General features: G+C 33.7%; 30 protein-coding genes. All 30 read left to right on the top strand.

What is annotated here, in order from left to right; all coding sequences use genetic code 11:
* Positions 1-343 (top strand): EF-Tu C-terminal domain-related protein (locus BET03_RS02750; protein ID WP_479725444.1); only part of this gene is annotated, 343 nt, incomplete at its 5' end.
* Between the two features lie 314 nt (positions 344-657).
* Entirely contained in the window at positions 658-993 is a 336-nt protein-coding gene (gene rpsJ, locus BET03_RS02755) for a 30S ribosomal protein S10 (RefSeq protein ID WP_120167040.1), read from the top strand.
* A gap of 64 nt (positions 994-1,057) precedes the next feature.
* The gene (rplC, locus tag BET03_RS02760; RefSeq protein WP_120167043.1) at positions 1,058-1,690 is read left to right on the top strand and encodes a 50S ribosomal protein L3; all 633 of its coding nucleotides are present in this window, start codon (positions 1,058-1,060) and stop codon (positions 1,688-1,690) included.
* Between the two features lie 30 nt (positions 1,691-1,720).
* Positions 1,721-2,344: a 50S ribosomal protein L4 gene (gene rplD / locus BET03_RS02765; protein WP_120167045.1), complete on the top strand. Its 624-nt coding sequence runs from the start codon at positions 1,721-1,723 to the stop codon at positions 2,342-2,344.
* Positions 2,344-2,637 (top strand): 50S ribosomal protein L23, encoded by a 294-nt coding sequence (rplW, locus tag BET03_RS02770; RefSeq protein WP_120167047.1) that lies wholly within the window; start codon positions 2,344-2,346, stop codon positions 2,635-2,637. Before rplD ends, rplW begins: the two co-directional genes overlap by 1 nt.
* 30 nt (positions 2,638-2,667) lie before the next feature.
* Positions 2,668-3,507 (top strand): 50S ribosomal protein L2, encoded by an 840-nt coding sequence (gene rplB / locus BET03_RS02775; RefSeq protein WP_120167050.1) that lies wholly within the window; start codon positions 2,668-2,670, stop codon positions 3,505-3,507.
* A 47-nt stretch (positions 3,508-3,554) separates the two neighbouring features.
* The gene (gene rpsS, locus BET03_RS02780) at positions 3,555-3,839 is read left to right on the top strand and encodes a 30S ribosomal protein S19 (RefSeq protein WP_120167052.1); all 285 of its coding nucleotides are present in this window, start codon (positions 3,555-3,557) and stop codon (positions 3,837-3,839) included.
* 22 nt (positions 3,840-3,861) lie between these two features.
* On the top strand, positions 3,862-4,197 hold the full coding sequence (gene rplV / locus BET03_RS02785; RefSeq protein ID WP_120167054.1) for a 50S ribosomal protein L22: 336 nt from the start codon (positions 3,862-3,864) through the stop codon (positions 4,195-4,197).
* 15 nt (positions 4,198-4,212) lie between these two features.
* Positions 4,213-4,923, top strand: coding sequence for a 30S ribosomal protein S3 (gene rpsC, locus BET03_RS02790; protein ID WP_120167056.1), 711 nt, complete (start codon positions 4,213-4,215; stop codon positions 4,921-4,923).
* A gap of 31 nt (positions 4,924-4,954) precedes the next feature.
* A complete protein-coding gene (rplP, locus tag BET03_RS02795; protein WP_120167058.1) occupies positions 4,955-5,401 on the top strand; it encodes a 50S ribosomal protein L16 in 447 nt (148 codons plus the stop codon).
* The gene (gene rpmC / locus BET03_RS02800) at positions 5,391-5,594 is read left to right on the top strand and encodes a 50S ribosomal protein L29 (protein ID WP_120167060.1); all 204 of its coding nucleotides are present in this window, start codon (positions 5,391-5,393) and stop codon (positions 5,592-5,594) included. The genes rplP and rpmC overlap by 11 nt, the downstream gene beginning before the upstream one ends.
* A 25-nt stretch (positions 5,595-5,619) precedes the next feature.
* Positions 5,620-5,883, top strand: coding sequence for a 30S ribosomal protein S17 (gene rpsQ / locus BET03_RS02805; protein ID WP_279230326.1), 264 nt, complete (start codon positions 5,620-5,622; stop codon positions 5,881-5,883).
* A gap of 29 nt (positions 5,884-5,912) precedes the next feature.
* Entirely contained in the window at positions 5,913-6,281 is a 369-nt protein-coding gene (rplN, locus tag BET03_RS02810) for a 50S ribosomal protein L14 (RefSeq protein WP_120167062.1), read from the top strand.
* A 16-nt stretch (positions 6,282-6,297) separates the two neighbouring features.
* On the top strand, positions 6,298-6,609 hold the full coding sequence (gene rplX, locus BET03_RS02815) for a 50S ribosomal protein L24 (RefSeq protein ID WP_120167064.1): 312 nt from the start codon (positions 6,298-6,300) through the stop codon (positions 6,607-6,609).
* Between the two features lie 29 nt (positions 6,610-6,638).
* A complete protein-coding gene (gene rplE / locus BET03_RS02820; RefSeq protein ID WP_120167066.1) occupies positions 6,639-7,181 on the top strand; it encodes a 50S ribosomal protein L5 in 543 nt (180 codons plus the stop codon).
* A gap of 16 nt (positions 7,182-7,197) precedes the next feature.
* Entirely contained in the window at positions 7,198-7,383 is a 186-nt protein-coding gene (locus tag BET03_RS02825; protein ID WP_120167068.1) for a type Z 30S ribosomal protein S14, read from the top strand.
* 29 nt (positions 7,384-7,412) lie between these two features.
* Entirely contained in the window at positions 7,413-7,811 is a 399-nt protein-coding gene (rpsH, locus tag BET03_RS02830) for a 30S ribosomal protein S8 (protein WP_120167070.1), read from the top strand.
* A 35-nt stretch (positions 7,812-7,846) separates the two neighbouring features.
* On the top strand, positions 7,847-8,386 hold the full coding sequence (gene rplF, locus BET03_RS02835) for a 50S ribosomal protein L6 (protein ID WP_120167072.1): 540 nt from the start codon (positions 7,847-7,849) through the stop codon (positions 8,384-8,386).
* Between the two features lie 23 nt (positions 8,387-8,409).
* A complete protein-coding gene (gene rplR, locus BET03_RS02840; protein WP_120167074.1) occupies positions 8,410-8,778 on the top strand; it encodes a 50S ribosomal protein L18 in 369 nt (122 codons plus the stop codon).
* A gap of 17 nt (positions 8,779-8,795) precedes the next feature.
* Positions 8,796-9,302, top strand: coding sequence for a 30S ribosomal protein S5 (gene rpsE, locus BET03_RS02845; protein ID WP_120167076.1), 507 nt, complete (start codon positions 8,796-8,798; stop codon positions 9,300-9,302).
* Positions 9,303-9,315: 13 nt separating this feature from the next.
* Entirely contained in the window at positions 9,316-9,492 is a 177-nt protein-coding gene (rpmD, locus tag BET03_RS02850) for a 50S ribosomal protein L30 (RefSeq protein ID WP_120167078.1), read from the top strand.
* 23 nt (positions 9,493-9,515) lie between these two features.
* Entirely contained in the window at positions 9,516-9,959 is a 444-nt protein-coding gene (rplO, locus tag BET03_RS02855) for a 50S ribosomal protein L15 (RefSeq protein WP_120167080.1), read from the top strand.
* A 1-nt stretch (position 9,960) separates the two neighbouring features.
* The gene (secY, locus tag BET03_RS02860; protein WP_120167082.1) at positions 9,961-11,235 is read left to right on the top strand and encodes a preprotein translocase subunit SecY; all 1,275 of its coding nucleotides are present in this window, start codon (positions 9,961-9,963) and stop codon (positions 11,233-11,235) included.
* A gap of 36 nt (positions 11,236-11,271) precedes the next feature.
* On the top strand, positions 11,272-11,922 hold the full coding sequence (locus BET03_RS02865) for an adenylate kinase (protein ID WP_120167084.1): 651 nt from the start codon (positions 11,272-11,274) through the stop codon (positions 11,920-11,922).
* Positions 11,922-12,668, top strand: coding sequence for a type I methionyl aminopeptidase (map, locus tag BET03_RS02870; RefSeq protein ID WP_120167086.1), 747 nt, complete (start codon positions 11,922-11,924; stop codon positions 12,666-12,668). The genes BET03_RS02865 and map overlap by 1 nt, the downstream gene beginning before the upstream one ends.
* 18 nt (positions 12,669-12,686) lie before the next feature.
* The gene (locus tag BET03_RS02875) at positions 12,687-12,968 is read left to right on the top strand and encodes a KOW domain-containing RNA-binding protein (protein WP_120167088.1); all 282 of its coding nucleotides are present in this window, start codon (positions 12,687-12,689) and stop codon (positions 12,966-12,968) included.
* Between the two features lie 29 nt (positions 12,969-12,997).
* Positions 12,998-13,216: a translation initiation factor IF-1 gene (infA, locus tag BET03_RS02880; protein WP_120167090.1), complete on the top strand. Its 219-nt coding sequence runs from the start codon at positions 12,998-13,000 to the stop codon at positions 13,214-13,216.
* A 14-nt stretch (positions 13,217-13,230) separates the two neighbouring features.
* Positions 13,231-13,344: a 50S ribosomal protein L36 gene (gene rpmJ / locus BET03_RS02885; RefSeq protein ID WP_008516283.1), complete on the top strand. Its 114-nt coding sequence runs from the start codon at positions 13,231-13,233 to the stop codon at positions 13,342-13,344.
* A gap of 139 nt (positions 13,345-13,483) precedes the next feature.
* Positions 13,484-13,855, top strand: a complete 372-nt coding sequence (gene rpsM / locus BET03_RS02890) for a 30S ribosomal protein S13 (protein ID WP_120167092.1) — start codon at positions 13,484-13,486, stop codon at positions 13,853-13,855.
* Positions 13,856-13,873: 18 nt separating this feature from the next.
* Positions 13,874-14,272 (top strand): 30S ribosomal protein S11, encoded by a 399-nt coding sequence (gene rpsK, locus BET03_RS02895; RefSeq protein ID WP_120167094.1) that lies wholly within the window; start codon positions 13,874-13,876, stop codon positions 14,270-14,272.
* Positions 14,273-14,278: the final 6 nt, after the last annotated feature.

Consider the following 14,278-nt stretch of genomic DNA (forward strand, 5'->3'; position numbering starts at 1 on the left):
TGTACAAAAAGATGAAATAGAAAGAGGTCAAGTATTAGCAGCACCAGGATCAATAACACCACATACTAAGTTTAAAGCAGAGGTATACGTATTAACTAAGGAAGAGGGAGGAAGACATACTCCATTCTTCAGTGGATATAGACCACAGTTCTACTTTAGAACAACAGACGTAACAGGATCAATCACATTAGAAGAAGGCGTAGAAATGGTAATGCCAGGAGACAACGCAACATTTGAAATAGAGCTAATCACACCAATAGCGATGGAAGAAGGATTAAGATTCGCTATTCGTGAAGGTGGAAGAACTGTAGGCGCTGGTGTTGTTTCTGAAATTATTGAATAATAAAATCAACTTTAAAAGTAGATATTAAAAGAAGGGGACTCCCCTTCTTTTAATATCTATATAATTATATAAAAAAATTTAAATTTACACTTGAGTTTTACTTGAATTTAATATAAAATGTAATAGTGTGTGTCTGATACTTGTAAAGTATCATTCTACTTATATTTAAGTGTTCTTGGAAGTACGGTTTATAAAAGACGACAGGTTTTGCCATTAATTTCTAATTAAAAAAACTACAAAACACCCGGTTAAGTGTATAGGCAATTCCATGTCGTGTTTTGATAGTAACATGGGATAGAAGGAGGGAATAGTAGATGGCTAAGCAGAATAGTAATGCGAAGAAAGGAAAGCAAAAGATAAGAATCAGACTTAAGGCTTATGACCACCAAATACTAGATTCATCAGCACAGAAGATAGTAGAAACAGCAAAGAGAACAGGTGCAAAGGTATCAGGACCAATACCACTACCGACAGAAAGACAGGTAGTTACAATACTAAGAGCAGTTCATAAGTATAAAGATTCAAGAGAGCAATTTGAACAAAGAACACATAAAAGGCTAATAGATATTTTAAATCCATCAAACAAAACTGTTGATGCATTAATGAGACTTAACTTACCAGCAGGTGTAGATATTGAAATTAAGCTGTAATTTTGAGTCTTAGAATGATTACACTTAAAAGTGTAATCCGCTGTAAGATTAGGGAGGTGTAATAATGAAAGGTATATTAGGTAAAAAAATAGGAATGACACAAATTTTTAGAGAAAATGGAGAGGTAGTTCCTGTAACTGTAATTGAAGCAGGACCAGTTACTGTAGTTCAAAAGAAAACTGAGGAAAAAGAAGGTTACAACTCAGTACAAGTAGGATTTGAAGATGCAAAGGAGAAAAAGGTAAACAAGCCATTAAAAGGTCACTTTGACAAATCAGGTGTTAATTACAAAAAACATTTGACTGAATTTAGAGTAGATAATCCAGATGATTATGAAGTAGGTCAAGAGATTAAAGCCGACGTATTTGAAGAGGGAGACAAAGTTGATGTTACAGGGATCTCAAAAGGTAAGGGATTCCAAGGTGCTATAAAGAGACATGGACAATCAAGAGGACCAGAAACTCATGGTTCAAAATATCATAGAAGACCGGGTTCAATGGGTGCTTCTGCAGACCCATCAAGAGTATTTAAAGGTAAGAAGTTACCAGGACATATGGGACATGAGAAAGTAACTGTTGCTAATTTAGAAGTTGTAAAAGTAGATACAGAAAGAAATCTTTTATTAGTAAAAGGTGCAGTACCAGGTCCTAAAGGTGGACTATTAACGATAAAAGAAAGCTATAAAGCAAGCAAATAAGATAAGTTGGTTTAGAAGGGAGGATATAAAATGCCAAAGGTAGCTTTATACAACGTATCAGGAGAGCAAATGGGTGAAATAGAACTAAGTGAAGAAGTTTTCGGTGCTGAAATTAACGAACATGTATTACATGAGGCTGTAAAAAATCATTTAGCAAACAGACGTCAAGGAACTCAGTCAGCTAAAACTAGAGCAGAAGTGAGAGGTGGCGGAAGAAAGCCTTGGAGACAAAAAGGTACAGGTAGAGCACGTCACGGAAGTATAAGATCTCCTATCTGGAAAGGTGGAGGAGTTGTTTTTGCACCGAAACCAAGAGATTATGGCTATAAACTACCAAAGAAAGTTAGAAGACTTGCAATGAAATCAGCACTTAGCTCAAAAGTTGCTAATAATGAAATGGTAGTTTTAGATGAGTTAAAGATGGAAAGACCAAAAACTAAAGACATGGTTAATATATTAAAGAATTTAAATTCTAAAAAGAAAGCTCTTATTGTTATGAGCCAAAAGGATGAAAATGTTATAAAATCAGCTAGAAATATTCCTGGTGTAATGACTACACTAGTTAATTCATTAAATGTATATGACATATTAAACTATGATACTTTCATTATAACTAAGGACGCTGTGAGCAAAGTGGAGGAGGTGTATGCATAATGCGTGATCCACACGATATAATAATAAAGCCACTAATTACTGAAAAGAGTATGAATGATATGGCTGACAGAAAGTATACATTTGTTGTTGATAAAAAAGCTAATAAAACTGAAATTAAAAACGCAGTAGAACACATTTTTGGTGTTAAGGTTGAAAAAGTAAATACTATGAACATGAAAGGTAAAATTAAAAGAATGGGATTAAATGAAGGAAAAAGAGCCGATTGGAAAAAAGCAGTTATTAAGTTAACTGAAGACAGTAAAACTATAGAGTTCTTTGAAGGAATGATGTAGGAGTAGAATTAGTAGAAGGAGGGAAAAGAAATGGGTATCAAAAAGTTTAAGCCAACTTCACCAGCTAGAAGACAGATGACTGTTTCTACCTTTGAAGAGATAACTAAAAAAGAACCTGAAAAGTCATTAACAGTACCACTAAAGAAAAATGCTGGTAGAAACTCACATGGTAAAATTACAGTTCGTCACAGAGGTGGAGGGGCTAAAAGAAAGTATAGAATTATTGATTTTAAAAGAGATAAGGATGGAGTACCTGGAAAGGTAGCAGCAATAGAATATGATCCTAATAGAAGTGCAAATATTGCACTAATCAATTATGCAGATGGTGAAAAAAGATATATTATTGCTCCTTACAAATTAACTGTAGGAGATACTATTGAATCAGGTGAAAATGTTGATATTAAAGTTGGTAATGCTTTACCTCTTAAGAATATTCCAGTTGGTACTGTAATCCACAACATTGAGCTAAAACCAGGAAAGGGCGCACAATTAGCAAGAGCTGCTGGAAGTTATGCCCAGCTTGTAGCTAAAGAAGGAAATTATGCACAAATTAAACTTCCTTCAGGAGAAGTTAGAATGGTTAGACTTGAATGTAGAGCTACAATTGGTCAAGTTGGGAACATAGATCATGAAAATATTACAATAGGTAAAGCTGGTAGAAAGAGACATATGGGTATAAGACCAACTGTAAGAGGTAGTGTAATGAATCCGAACGATCACCCACACGGTGGTGGTGAAGGTAGAGCACCAATCGGTAGACCATCTCCAGTAACACCATGGGGTAAGCCAACACTTGGATATAAAACTCGTAAGAAAAAGAAACAATCTGATAAATTTATCGTTAGAAAAAGAGGTAAAAAGAGAAGATAATTTATATAAATGGTTAGCGGCTTAATTCGGTCGAAAGGAGGATATAAATGGGAAGATCATTAAAGAAAGGACCATTTTGTGATGAGCATTTATTAAAGAAAGTAAGAGAGTTAAATGAAAAAGGTGACAAAAAAGTAATAAAAACATGGTCACGTCGTTCAACAATTTTTCCAGAAATGGTTGGACACACAATAGCTGTACATGATGGTAGAAAACATGTACCTGTTTATATAACTGAGGATATGGTTGGTCACAAACTAGGAGAGTTTGTTCCTACAAGAACTTTTAGAGGACACGGTGATCATACAGAAAGATCAACTGCTCTTAAATAGGTGAAAGAAGGAGGGAACAGAAGTGGAAGCTAGAGCAATTGCAAAATATATGCGTATTTCACCTAGAAAGGTGAAAGTAGTAGCTGACTTAATTAGAGGGAAAAATGTTGATGAAGCACTAGCAATTTTGAGATTTACTCCTAAAAAGTCAGCGAGAATGCTTGAAAAAGTAGTTAACTCAGCAGTAGCTAATGCTGAGAATAACCATGGAATGGATAGAGATAAATTATACATTTCACAAGTTTATGCAAATCAAGGTCCAACTTTAAAAAGATGGAGAGCGAGAGCTCAAGGTAGAGCGGATATGATAAGAAAAAGAACTAGCCATATAGGAGTAGTGGTTAAGGAAAGAGAATAGTAAAGGAGGGAAATTATGGGTCAAAAAGTAAATCCACATGGTCTAAGAGTTGGAGTTATTAAGGATTGGGATTCAAAATGGTATGCTGGGAAAAAAGAATTTTCAGACTATCTAATTGAAGACTATGAGATCCGTAAATATATAAAAAATAAGTTATACATTGCAGGAATTTCTACAATTGAAATAGAAAGAGCAGCAAATAGAATTAAAGTAAATCTTTATACTGCTAAGCCAGGAATGGTAATTGGAAAAGGCGGAAGCGGAGTAGAACAGTTAAAGAATGAATTAGAGAAGCTAACTAAGAAGAAGGTTATTGTTAATGTTGAGGAAGTTAAGAAACCAGAGGTAGATGCTCAATTAGTTGCTGAGAATATAGCAAACCAAATAGAGAGAAGAATTTCTTTTAGAAGAGCAATGAAGCAAGCTATTCAAAGAGCAATGCGTGCAGGTGCCAAAGGTATTAAAACAGCTGTATCAGGAAGATTAGGTGGAGCTGATATGGCGAGAACTGAAGGATATAGTGAAGGAAATATACCTCTGCAAACATTAAGAGCAGATATTGATTATGGTTTCACGGAAGCAGATACAACTTACGGAAAAATTGGAGTTAAGGTTTGGATTTATAAAGGAGATGTTTTACCAACAAAAGGAAATAATGTCGAAGAAAAAAGAGCTGGAGATAATAAAAGAGGAAAGAAAGATACAAACAGAGGGAATAGAAGATAGGCTATCCCTTGAAAGGAAGGAGGAATAATCAATGTTAATGCCTAAAAGAGTAAAGCGTCGTAGAGTTCATAGAGGAAGAATGAAGGGTAAAGCTACTCGTGGTACAAAAATAGCTTACGGTGACTATGCATTACAAGCATTAGAACCAGCATGGATAACTTCAAATCAAATAGAGGCAGCCAGAAGGGCGATGACAAGACACGTAAAAAGAGGTGGAAAGATCTGGATTAAGATTTTCCCAGATAAGCCAGTAACTAAAAAGCCAGCAGAAACTCGTATGGGTTCTGGTAAAGGTTCACCAGAGTATTGGGTTGCTGTTGTTAAACCAGGAAGAATATTATTCGAAATGACAGGTGTACCTGAAGATGTTGCGAGAGAAGCTATGAGATTGGCATCACATAAGTTACCTATAAAATGTAGATTTGTAACTCGCCAACAACAAGCTGCTGAAGAAGGTGGTGAGTCTAATGAAGGCTAAAGAATTACGTGAACTAACTAGTAAAGAATTAAATGAAAAATTAAGTGAATTAAAATCTGAGTTATTTAACTTAAGATTCCAGTTAGCAACTGGTCAATTAGATAATCCTATGAGAATTAAAATGGTAAGAAAAGATATAGCAAGAATTAAAACTGTTCTAAGAGAAAGAGAATTAAAAGAAATGCAAGCTTAAGTTGTAGGAAGGAGGGGTATTAACCGTGGCTACTAAAGTGAGAGGAAATAGAAAAACAAGAATTGGTCGTGTAGTTAGTGATAAAATGGATAAGACAATTGTTGTAGCAGTTGAGACTTTTGTTCAACATCCACTTTACGGAAAGCGTGTTAAAAAGACTACTAAATTTAAAGCACATGATGAAAATAATGAATGTCGAGTAGGCGATATTGTTAAAATCATGGAGACTAGACCATTAAGTAAAGAAAAAAGATGGAGATTTGTTGAAATTATAGAAAAAGCTAAGTAATCCTTAAGGTACTGAAGGGAGGGTATCAGATGATTCAACAAGAATCACGCTTAAAAGTTGCTGATAACTCAGGAGCTAAAGAAATACTTTGTATAAAAGTATTAGGTGGAACTAATAGAAGATATGCTAATATAGGAGATGTAATAGTAGCTAGTGTTAAAAATGCAACACCTGGCGGTGTTGTAAAAAAAGGTGAAGTTGTTAAAGCTGTAATCGTAAGAACAAAGAAGGGAATAAAAAGAGAAGACGGAAGCTATATTAAATTTGATGAAAACGCGGCTGTTATTATAAAGGACGATAAAACTCCAGTGGGAACTCGTATTTTTGGTCCTGTTACTAGAGAATTAAGAGAAGGTAAATTCATGAAGATAATATCATTAGCACCTGAAGTATTATAAGAGGAGGTGTAGACAAGTGCACGTTAAAAAAGGAGATAAAGTAGTTGTAATTTCAGGTAAAGATAAAGGAAAAGTAGGAAAAGTTTTAAGAGCTATTCCAAAGAAGGATAGAGTAATAGTTGAAGGTGTAAATATGCAAACAAAGCATCAAAAACCTAGTCCAACTAACCCTCAAGGTGGAATAATCCATCAAGAGGGACCAATTCATGTTTCTAATGTAATGCCTTATTGTGAAAAAGATAAAAAAGGTGTAAGAGTTGGATATAAAGTTTTAGAAAATGGTAAAAAGGTTAGAATCTGCAGAAAATGTGGTGAAGTATTAGACTAATCTGCTATTGTTGAAAGGAGGTACAATACATGGCATCACGTTTAAGAGAAAAATATAAAAAAGAAGTAATTCCTGCGCTTATGGAAAAATTCAACTATAAAAATGTAATGGAAGTACCAAAATTGGAAAAAATAGTTTTAAATATGGGAATTGGAGATGCTAAGCAAAATCCTAAGTCATTAGAAGCAGCATTAGAAGAGTTAACTCAAATATCCGGACAAAAAGCAGTTGTAACTAAAGCTAAAAAGTCAGTTTCAAACTTTAAAATTCGTGAAGGAATGCCGGTAGGAGCTAGAGTTACATTAAGAGGAGAAAGAATGTATGATTTCTTTGATAAATTAGTTAACATATCATTACCAAGGGTAAGAGACTTTAGAGGAGTTTCACCAAAGTCATTTGATGGTAGAGGAAACTATTCTTTAGGAATTAAGGAACAATTAATATTCCCTGAAATAGAATATGATAAAGTTGATAGAGTAAGAGGTTTAGATATAGCAATCGTAACAACAGCAAAAACTGATGAAGAAGCTAGAGAGTTTTTAAGATTAATGGGTATGCCATTTAAAGAATAGAAAAGGAGGGGAAAAAGTGGCAAGAAAGGCGCTAATCGCGAAACAGAAAAGAAAGCCTAAATTTAGTACAAGGAAATATAATAGATGTAAAATATGTGGGAGACCACACGGTTATTTAAGAAAGTTCGGTATTTGCCGTATATGTTTTAGAGAATTAGCATATAAAGGACAGATTCCAGGAGTTAAGAAGGCAAGCTGGTAAAGTTTTGAAAATGAAAGGAGGAAACTGTTATGGTTATGACAGATCCAATTGCAGATATGCTTACTAGAATAAGAAATAGTAATAACGCTAGACATGAAACTGTTGATATTCCAGCTTCAAATATGAAAAAAGCTATAGCTGAAATCTTATTAAATGAAGGTTTTATTAAAGGCTATGATGTAATAGATGATGGTAAACAAGGGTTAATCAGAATTCAGCTTAAGTACGGTAAAAATAAAGAGAAAGTTATAAGTGGATTAAAGAAAATTTCAAAGCCAGGATTAAGAGTTTACGCTAAGAAAGATGAAATACCAAAGGTTCTTGGAGGACTTGGTGTTGCAATTCTTTCAACATCAAAAGGAGTTATAACTGATAAACAAGCTAGAAATGAGAATGTAGGTGGAGAAGTTATTTGTTACGTATGGTAATATAATTTATGATCTAGGGAATAGGAGGTGTAGTTATGTCAAGAATAGGTATTAAACCAATTACTATTCCTGACGGAGTAGATGTTAAAATAGATGATAAGAATTATGTCACAGTAAAGGGACCTAAAGGTCAACTTGAGCAACAGTTGCATAGAGATATGGAGATTGTTATTGAAGAAAATGTAATTACAGTTAATAGACCAACTGATAATAAAAAGCATAAGTCTTTACACGGTTTAACTAGAACTTTAATAGCTAATATGATAGAAGGTGTAACTAAAGGATATTCAAAAGCTTTAGAAATAGTAGGTGTTGGATATAGAGCTCAAAAACAAGGTAAAAAATTAGTACTTAGTTTAGGTTTTTCACATCCAGTAGAAATGGAACCACCTGAAGGAATTGAAGTAGAAGTTCCATCTAATACTAAAATTGTTGTTAAAGGTATTGATAAACAAAAAGTTGGAAACTTTGCAGCTAAGATTAGAGAATTAAGAAAGCCTGAACCATATAAAGGTAAAGGTATAAGATACGAGGGAGAAGTAGTAAGACGTAAAGAAGGTAAAGCAGCTAAATAATAGCAAGAAAGGAGTGAACTAGTATGATTAAAAAAGCTAGTAAAAATAAAAGAAGAAAGAAAAGACATGTAAGAGTACGTAATAAAATATTTGGAACTCCGCAAAGACCAAGACTTAATGTTTATAGAAGTCTAAATAATATCTATGCCCAAGTAATAGATGATGTTGCTGGGAAAACTTTAGTTGCTGCTTCTAGTTTAGATAAAGAAGTAAAAGATAATGTATCATCAACTGGTAACAAAGAAGCTGCAAGGGAAGTAGGGAAATTAATAGCAAAAAGAGCTTTAGAAAAAGGTATAGAAACAGTTGTATTTGATAGAGGCGGATACATTTATCATGGTAGAATAAAAGAACTTGCTGAAGGAGCAAGGGAAGCTGGACTTAAACTTTAACAAAAGGAGGGAAATTAATGCAACGTGGACGTATAGATGCTAGTCAGCTAGACTTAAAAGAAAGAGTTGTCAACATTAACAGAGTAACTAAAGTTGTTAAAGGTGGTAGAAACTTCAGATTTAGCGCTCTTGTTGTTGTAGGAGATGAAAATGGACACGTAGGAGTTGGAATGGCTAAAGCATTGGAAATACCTGATGCAATTAGAAAGGCTATTCAAGATGCTAAAAAGCATTTAGTTAAGGTTCCGATAATAGGAACAACAATACCACATGAAATAGTTGGAGAATTTGGTGCAGCAAGGGTATTAATGAAACCAGCAGAAGAAGGTACAGGAGTTATAGCAGGAGGTCCAGTACGTGCAGTATTAGAGTTAGCAGGTATCAGAGACTTAAGAGCTAAGTCCTTAGGTTCAAATAACCCTAGAAACATGGTAAATGCAACTATAGAAGGATTAAGAAACTTGAAAACTGTAGAGGAAGTGGCAAAATTAAGAGGAATATCAGTTGAAGAGATATTAGGGTAAGGGGGTAATTACCTTGGCTAAAATAAAAATAAAGCTTGTAAAAAGCAAAATAGGTAAAACTGAAAGACAAAAGAGAACTGTAGATGCTTTAGGATTCAAAAAAATTGGGCAAGTTATTGAAAAAGAAGATACACCTCAAGTAAGAGGTATGATAGAAAAAATAAAACATATGATTGAGATAGTAGAGTAATTCACTAAAAGGAGGTGCAAACAGTGAAATTACATGAGTTAAGACCAAATGATGGAAGCACTAAAAATCGTAAAAGAGTTGGTAGAGGCCATGGTTCTGGATTAGGAAAAACTTCTGGTAAAGGGCATAAAGGTCAAAATGCTCGTTCTGGTGGTGGAGTAAGACCAGGATTTGAAGGTGGACAAATGCCATTACACAGAAGACTACCAAAGAGAGGATTTAACAATTCTAGATTTGCTACAGAATATGTTATAGTTAATATAAAAGATTTAAATGTATTTGAAAATGATACTGAAGTAACACCAGAATTATTAAAAGAAAATGGTTTAATTAAGAATATGAAAGATGGAGTTAAAATATTAGGTGACGGAGAATTAGAGAAGAAACTTACTGTTAAAGCTCATAAATTTAGTAAATCTGCTGTAGAGAAAATTGAAAGTGCAGGGGGAAAGGTAGAGGTGATTTAATATGTTTTCTACTCTAAGAAATGCTTGGAAAATACCTGATTTAAGAAAGAAGATGCTTTTTACTCTTGCAATGCTCCTAGTATTTAGATTAGGAGCAAATATTCCTGTACCAGGAATTGATAGAACAATAATAAACCAAATGTTTGAAGGAAGAGCTAGCGGGCTTTTAGATTTCTTTAACTTTATGGCTGGGGGAGCCTTTAAAGACTTTACAATCTTTGCTTTAAATATATACCCATATATAACTGCTTCAATTATCATGAATCTTTTAACAATTGCCATCCCAAGCCTTGAGGCTTTAGCAAGAGAAGGTGAAGAAGGTAGAAAGAAAATAGCTCAATATACAAGATATGGAACTGTTATTTTAGCTTTAATCCAAGCAACAGGTATAAGCTATGGTTTCTTTAATAGAGCTTTAATTAATAAAGACTTTTTGTCAGTTTCTGTAGTTGTTATAACTCTAACAGCAGGAACTGCTTTCTTAATGTGGCTAGGTGAGCAAATCACAGATAAAGGTATTGGTAATGGTATATCACTTATAATTTTTACAGGTATAATTTCAAGACTTCCTTCTGGAATAGTAAAAGTAGTAGCTTTATTTAGAGCTGGAGAAACAAATATTATAGAAATTCTTGTATTTTTAATTCTAGCAATACTTATTATTGCTGGAGTAGTTGCTATTCAAGAGGGACAAAGAAAGATACCTGTTCAATATGCAAAAAGAGTTGTTGGGAGAAAAATGTATGGTGGTCAAAGTACACATATACCACTTAAAGTGTTAATGGCTGGAGTTATTCCAGTAATTTTCTCAACATCATTACTTGCATTTCCTCAAACATTAGGTTTATTATTTAGTGGAGGATTTGCAAATTGGGTTGGAAAGTATCTTTCTCCTAATGGAAATCCTGGAGTATGGATATACTCTATATTAAACACATTGCTGATTATATTCTTCACATATTTTTATACAGCAATACAATTTAATCCTATTGAATATGCGAACAACTTAAAGCAGTATGGAGGGTTTATACCTGGTATAAGACCAGGAAGACCAACTGCAGAGTATTTAAATAGAGTAATTTCTAGAATAACATTAGCAGGAGCTTTAGCCTTAGCGATAATTGCATCACTACCAATAATTATACTTTCAGCAACAAACCTTAATATAAGATTTGGTGGTACTGCATTACTAATCGTTGTAGGTGTAGCCCTAGAAACTGTAAAACAAATAGAATCACAAATGTTAATGAGACACTATAAAGGATTCTTAAAGTAATTTGAAACTCAAAAACTCCTTAAGGAGATGATAGATTTGAGACTAATCTTACTAGGCCCTCCTGGAGCTGGTAAAGGAACTCAAGCTTCAGGTATTGTAAAGAAATATGATATACCACATATATCAACTGGAGATATATTTAGGAAAAATATAAAAGAAGGAACTGAATTAGGGAAAAAGGCAAAGGAATATATGGATAAAGGACTTTTAGTTCCTGACGAAATAGTAGTTGCTATAGTAAAAGATAGAATAATTGAAGATGATTGTAAAAACGGATTTCTATTAGATGGTTTTCCAAGAACGGTTGCTCAAGCCGATGCACTAGACGAAGAACTACAAAACTTAGGATTAGAACTGGATAAGGTTATTAATATTGATGTGAACAAAGATGTTTTAATTGAAAGGGCTATTGGAAGAAGAATATGTAAAAAATGTGGAGCGACTTATCATGTTAAATTTAACCCTCCAAAAGTTGAGGGAAAATGTGATGAATGTGGCGGTGAACTTTATCAAAGAAAAGATGATACTGAAGAAACAGTATCAAAGAGAATTGAGGTATATTTAGAACAAACAAAGCCCCTTATTGATTATTATGAAGAAAAAGGTCTATTAGTAAATGTAGATGGAGAACAAGATATCGGAAAAGTATTTTCTGATATAGTTAATGCTCTGGGGAGCGAAAAATAATGATTATAATAAAAACTGACAGGGAAATAGAAAAAATGAGAAGGGCTGGAAGGCTTGTTGCCGAAACCCATGCCTTTCTCGAAAAAATTATTAAACCTGGAATAACAACCCAGAAATTAAATGAAGCTGCAGAAGAGTTTATATTAAAGCATAATGGCAAACCAGCCTTTAAAGGATATAGAGGATATCCTGCAAGTATATGTACTTCAATAAATGAAGAGGTTGTGCACGGAATACCAGGATTAAGAAAGCTCAATGACGGTGATATTATAAGTATAGACATAGGTGTTGTAATTGAAGGATACTATGGAGATGCAGCTAAGACATATCCAGTAGGTGAAATTTCTGACGGGGCAAAAAAATTAATAAAAGTTACAGAAGAATCCTTTTATGAAGGAATAAAGTTTGCTAAGGAAGGATATAGATTAACAGATATATCCCATGCAATTCAAAAACACGTAGAAAAACATGGCTTTTCAGTAGTAAGAGATTTTGTAGGACACGGGATAGGACAAAAAATGCATGAAGATCTTCAAATTCCTAATTTTGGCCCACCGGGAAGGGGACCTAGATTAAGAAAAGGGATGACTTTAGCGATAGAACCTATGGTTAATCAAGGAAGTTATCATGTTAGGGTTCTTCAAGATAACTGGACAGTAGTAACCTATGACAAAAAACTTTCAGCCCACTATGAACATACCATTGCAATCACTGAGGGTGAGCCAGAGATTTTAACCAGTTTATAACCTAAAGAGGTGAATTAAATGGAAACAACAAGTGATCTTGAGGTGGGGCAAGTCGTTAAATCGAAGGCAGGTAGAGACAAAGGAAAGGTGTTTGTAATCTATAAAATATTAGATGAAAAATATTTACTACTAATAGATGGAGATATGAGAAAACTTAAAAAGCCAAAGAAGAAAAAAGTAAAGCATGTGATGATATATAATGATATAATAGAGCCACTAAAGGAAAAAATAGAAAAAGGTGAAAAGTTTGATAATGCCTATGTCAGAAAACAACTTGAACCTTATAAAAATAAAGAGTAATTAATATGAATAGGAGGTAAGGTGTTTTAATGTCCCAAAAAAATGTTATTGAGGTAGAAGGAACTGTTAAAGAAGCTCTACCTAATGCTATGTTTAAGGTTGAACTTGAGAATGGACATGAAATTTTAGCTCATATTTCTGGGAAATTAAGAATGAATTTCATAAGAATACTTCCGGGTGACAAAGTAACAGTTGAATTGTCACCATATGATTTATCCAGAGGTAGAATAATCTGGCGTAAAAAATAGAAGGGGTGAATCAGATGAAAGTAAGACCATCAGTAAAACCTATTTGCGAAAAATGCAAAATAATTAAAAGAAAAGGAAAAGTTATGGTTATTTGTGAAAATCCTAAACATAAACAAAAACAAGGTTAATAATTAAATTTTATCTAGTTTTTCAGATTGTTTTCTAGTATAATATAGTTTTGGGATTATAATTTATACGCGGCTGCTAAGTATAAATTTTTTAAAATAAATATGTTATGATTAGTACAGTACAGGAGGTGTAAAGTAAATGGCCAGAATTGCAGGTGTCGACTTACCAAGAGACAAGAGAGTAGAAATTGGATTGACTTATATTTATGGAATAGGTAGGTCTAGATCTAATGAAATATTAGAAAAAGCTGGAGTTAATCCAGATACTAGAGTAAAAGATTTAACAGAAGAAGAAGTAAATAAGCTAAGACAAATAATTGATAGAGACTATGTAGTTGAAGGTGACCTTAGAAGAGAAGTATCAATGAATATAAAGAGACTAATTGATATAAATAGCTACAGAGGTATGAGACATAGAAGAGGTTTACCTGTAAGGGGTCAAAGAACTAGAACAAATGCTAGAACAAGAAAGGGACCTAAAAAACTTGCTAGCAAAAAGAAGAAGAAATAGGTAAAGGAGGGATACTAAGTGGCAGCAAAAAGAAACAAGAAAGCTCGTGTAAGAAGAAAACAGCGTAAAAATATTGAGAAAGGTCAAGCACATATAAAATCAACTTTTAATAATACAATCGTAACATTAACTGATACTCAAGGTAATACTATTGCATGGTCAAGTGCTGGACAATTAGGTTTTAAAGGTTCAAAAAAATCTACACCATTTGCAGCACAAATGGCAGCTGAGGAAGCAGCTAAAAAAGCTATGGAGCATGGATTAAAAACTGTAGAAGTTTATGTTAAAGGACCAGGTTCTGGTAGAGAAGCTGCTATAAGATCATTACAAGCTGCTGGTTTAGAAGTTAGCCTAATAAAGGATGTAACTCCTATACCACACAATGGTTGTAGACCACCAAAACGCAGAAGAATCTAGAATAAT

Source organism: Thermohalobacter berrensis, from assembly GCF_003609645.1.
GTDB lineage: Bacteria > Bacillota > Clostridia > Tissierellales > Thermohalobacteraceae > Thermohalobacter > Thermohalobacter berrensis.

Excerpts from the sequence above, each read along its gene's own strand:
- rpsJ (WP_120167040.1), top strand. The coding sequence starts at position 658 with ATGGCTAAGCAGAATAGTAATGCGAAGAAAGGAAAGCAAAAGATAAGA.
- rplC (WP_120167043.1), top strand. The coding sequence starts at position 1,058 with ATGAAAGGTATATTAGGTAAAAAAATAGGAATGACACAAATTTTTAGA.
- rplD (WP_120167045.1), top strand. The coding sequence starts at position 1,721 with ATGCCAAAGGTAGCTTTATACAACGTATCAGGAGAGCAAATGGGTGAA.
- rplW (WP_120167047.1), top strand. The coding sequence starts at position 2,344 with ATGCGTGATCCACACGATATAATAATAAAGCCACTAATTACTGAAAAG.
- rplB (WP_120167050.1), top strand. The coding sequence starts at position 2,668 with ATGGGTATCAAAAAGTTTAAGCCAACTTCACCAGCTAGAAGACAGATG.
- rpsS (WP_120167052.1), top strand. The coding sequence starts at position 3,555 with ATGGGAAGATCATTAAAGAAAGGACCATTTTGTGATGAGCATTTATTA.
- rpsC (WP_120167056.1), top strand. The coding sequence starts at position 4,213 with ATGGGTCAAAAAGTAAATCCACATGGTCTAAGAGTTGGAGTTATTAAG.
- rplP (WP_120167058.1), top strand. The coding sequence starts at position 4,955 with ATGTTAATGCCTAAAAGAGTAAAGCGTCGTAGAGTTCATAGAGGAAGA.
- rpmC (WP_120167060.1), top strand. The coding sequence starts at position 5,391 with ATGAAGGCTAAAGAATTACGTGAACTAACTAGTAAAGAATTAAATGAA.
- rplN (WP_120167062.1), top strand. The coding sequence starts at position 5,913 with ATGATTCAACAAGAATCACGCTTAAAAGTTGCTGATAACTCAGGAGCT.
- rplE (WP_120167066.1), top strand. The coding sequence starts at position 6,639 with ATGGCATCACGTTTAAGAGAAAAATATAAAAAAGAAGTAATTCCTGCG.
- rpsH (WP_120167070.1), top strand. The coding sequence starts at position 7,413 with ATGGTTATGACAGATCCAATTGCAGATATGCTTACTAGAATAAGAAAT.
- rplF (WP_120167072.1), top strand. The coding sequence starts at position 7,847 with ATGTCAAGAATAGGTATTAAACCAATTACTATTCCTGACGGAGTAGAT.
- rplR (WP_120167074.1), top strand. The coding sequence starts at position 8,410 with ATGATTAAAAAAGCTAGTAAAAATAAAAGAAGAAAGAAAAGACATGTA.
- rpsE (WP_120167076.1), top strand. The coding sequence starts at position 8,796 with ATGCAACGTGGACGTATAGATGCTAGTCAGCTAGACTTAAAAGAAAGA.
- secY (WP_120167082.1), top strand. The coding sequence starts at position 9,961 with ATGTTTTCTACTCTAAGAAATGCTTGGAAAATACCTGATTTAAGAAAG.
- map (WP_120167086.1), top strand. The coding sequence starts at position 11,922 with ATGATTATAATAAAAACTGACAGGGAAATAGAAAAAATGAGAAGGGCT.
- BET03_RS02875 (WP_120167088.1), top strand. The coding sequence starts at position 12,687 with ATGGAAACAACAAGTGATCTTGAGGTGGGGCAAGTCGTTAAATCGAAG.
- infA (WP_120167090.1), top strand. The coding sequence starts at position 12,998 with ATGTCCCAAAAAAATGTTATTGAGGTAGAAGGAACTGTTAAAGAAGCT.
- rpmJ (WP_008516283.1), top strand. The coding sequence starts at position 13,231 with ATGAAAGTAAGACCATCAGTAAAACCTATTTGCGAAAAATGCAAAATA.
- rpsM (WP_120167092.1), top strand. The coding sequence starts at position 13,484 with ATGGCCAGAATTGCAGGTGTCGACTTACCAAGAGACAAGAGAGTAGAA.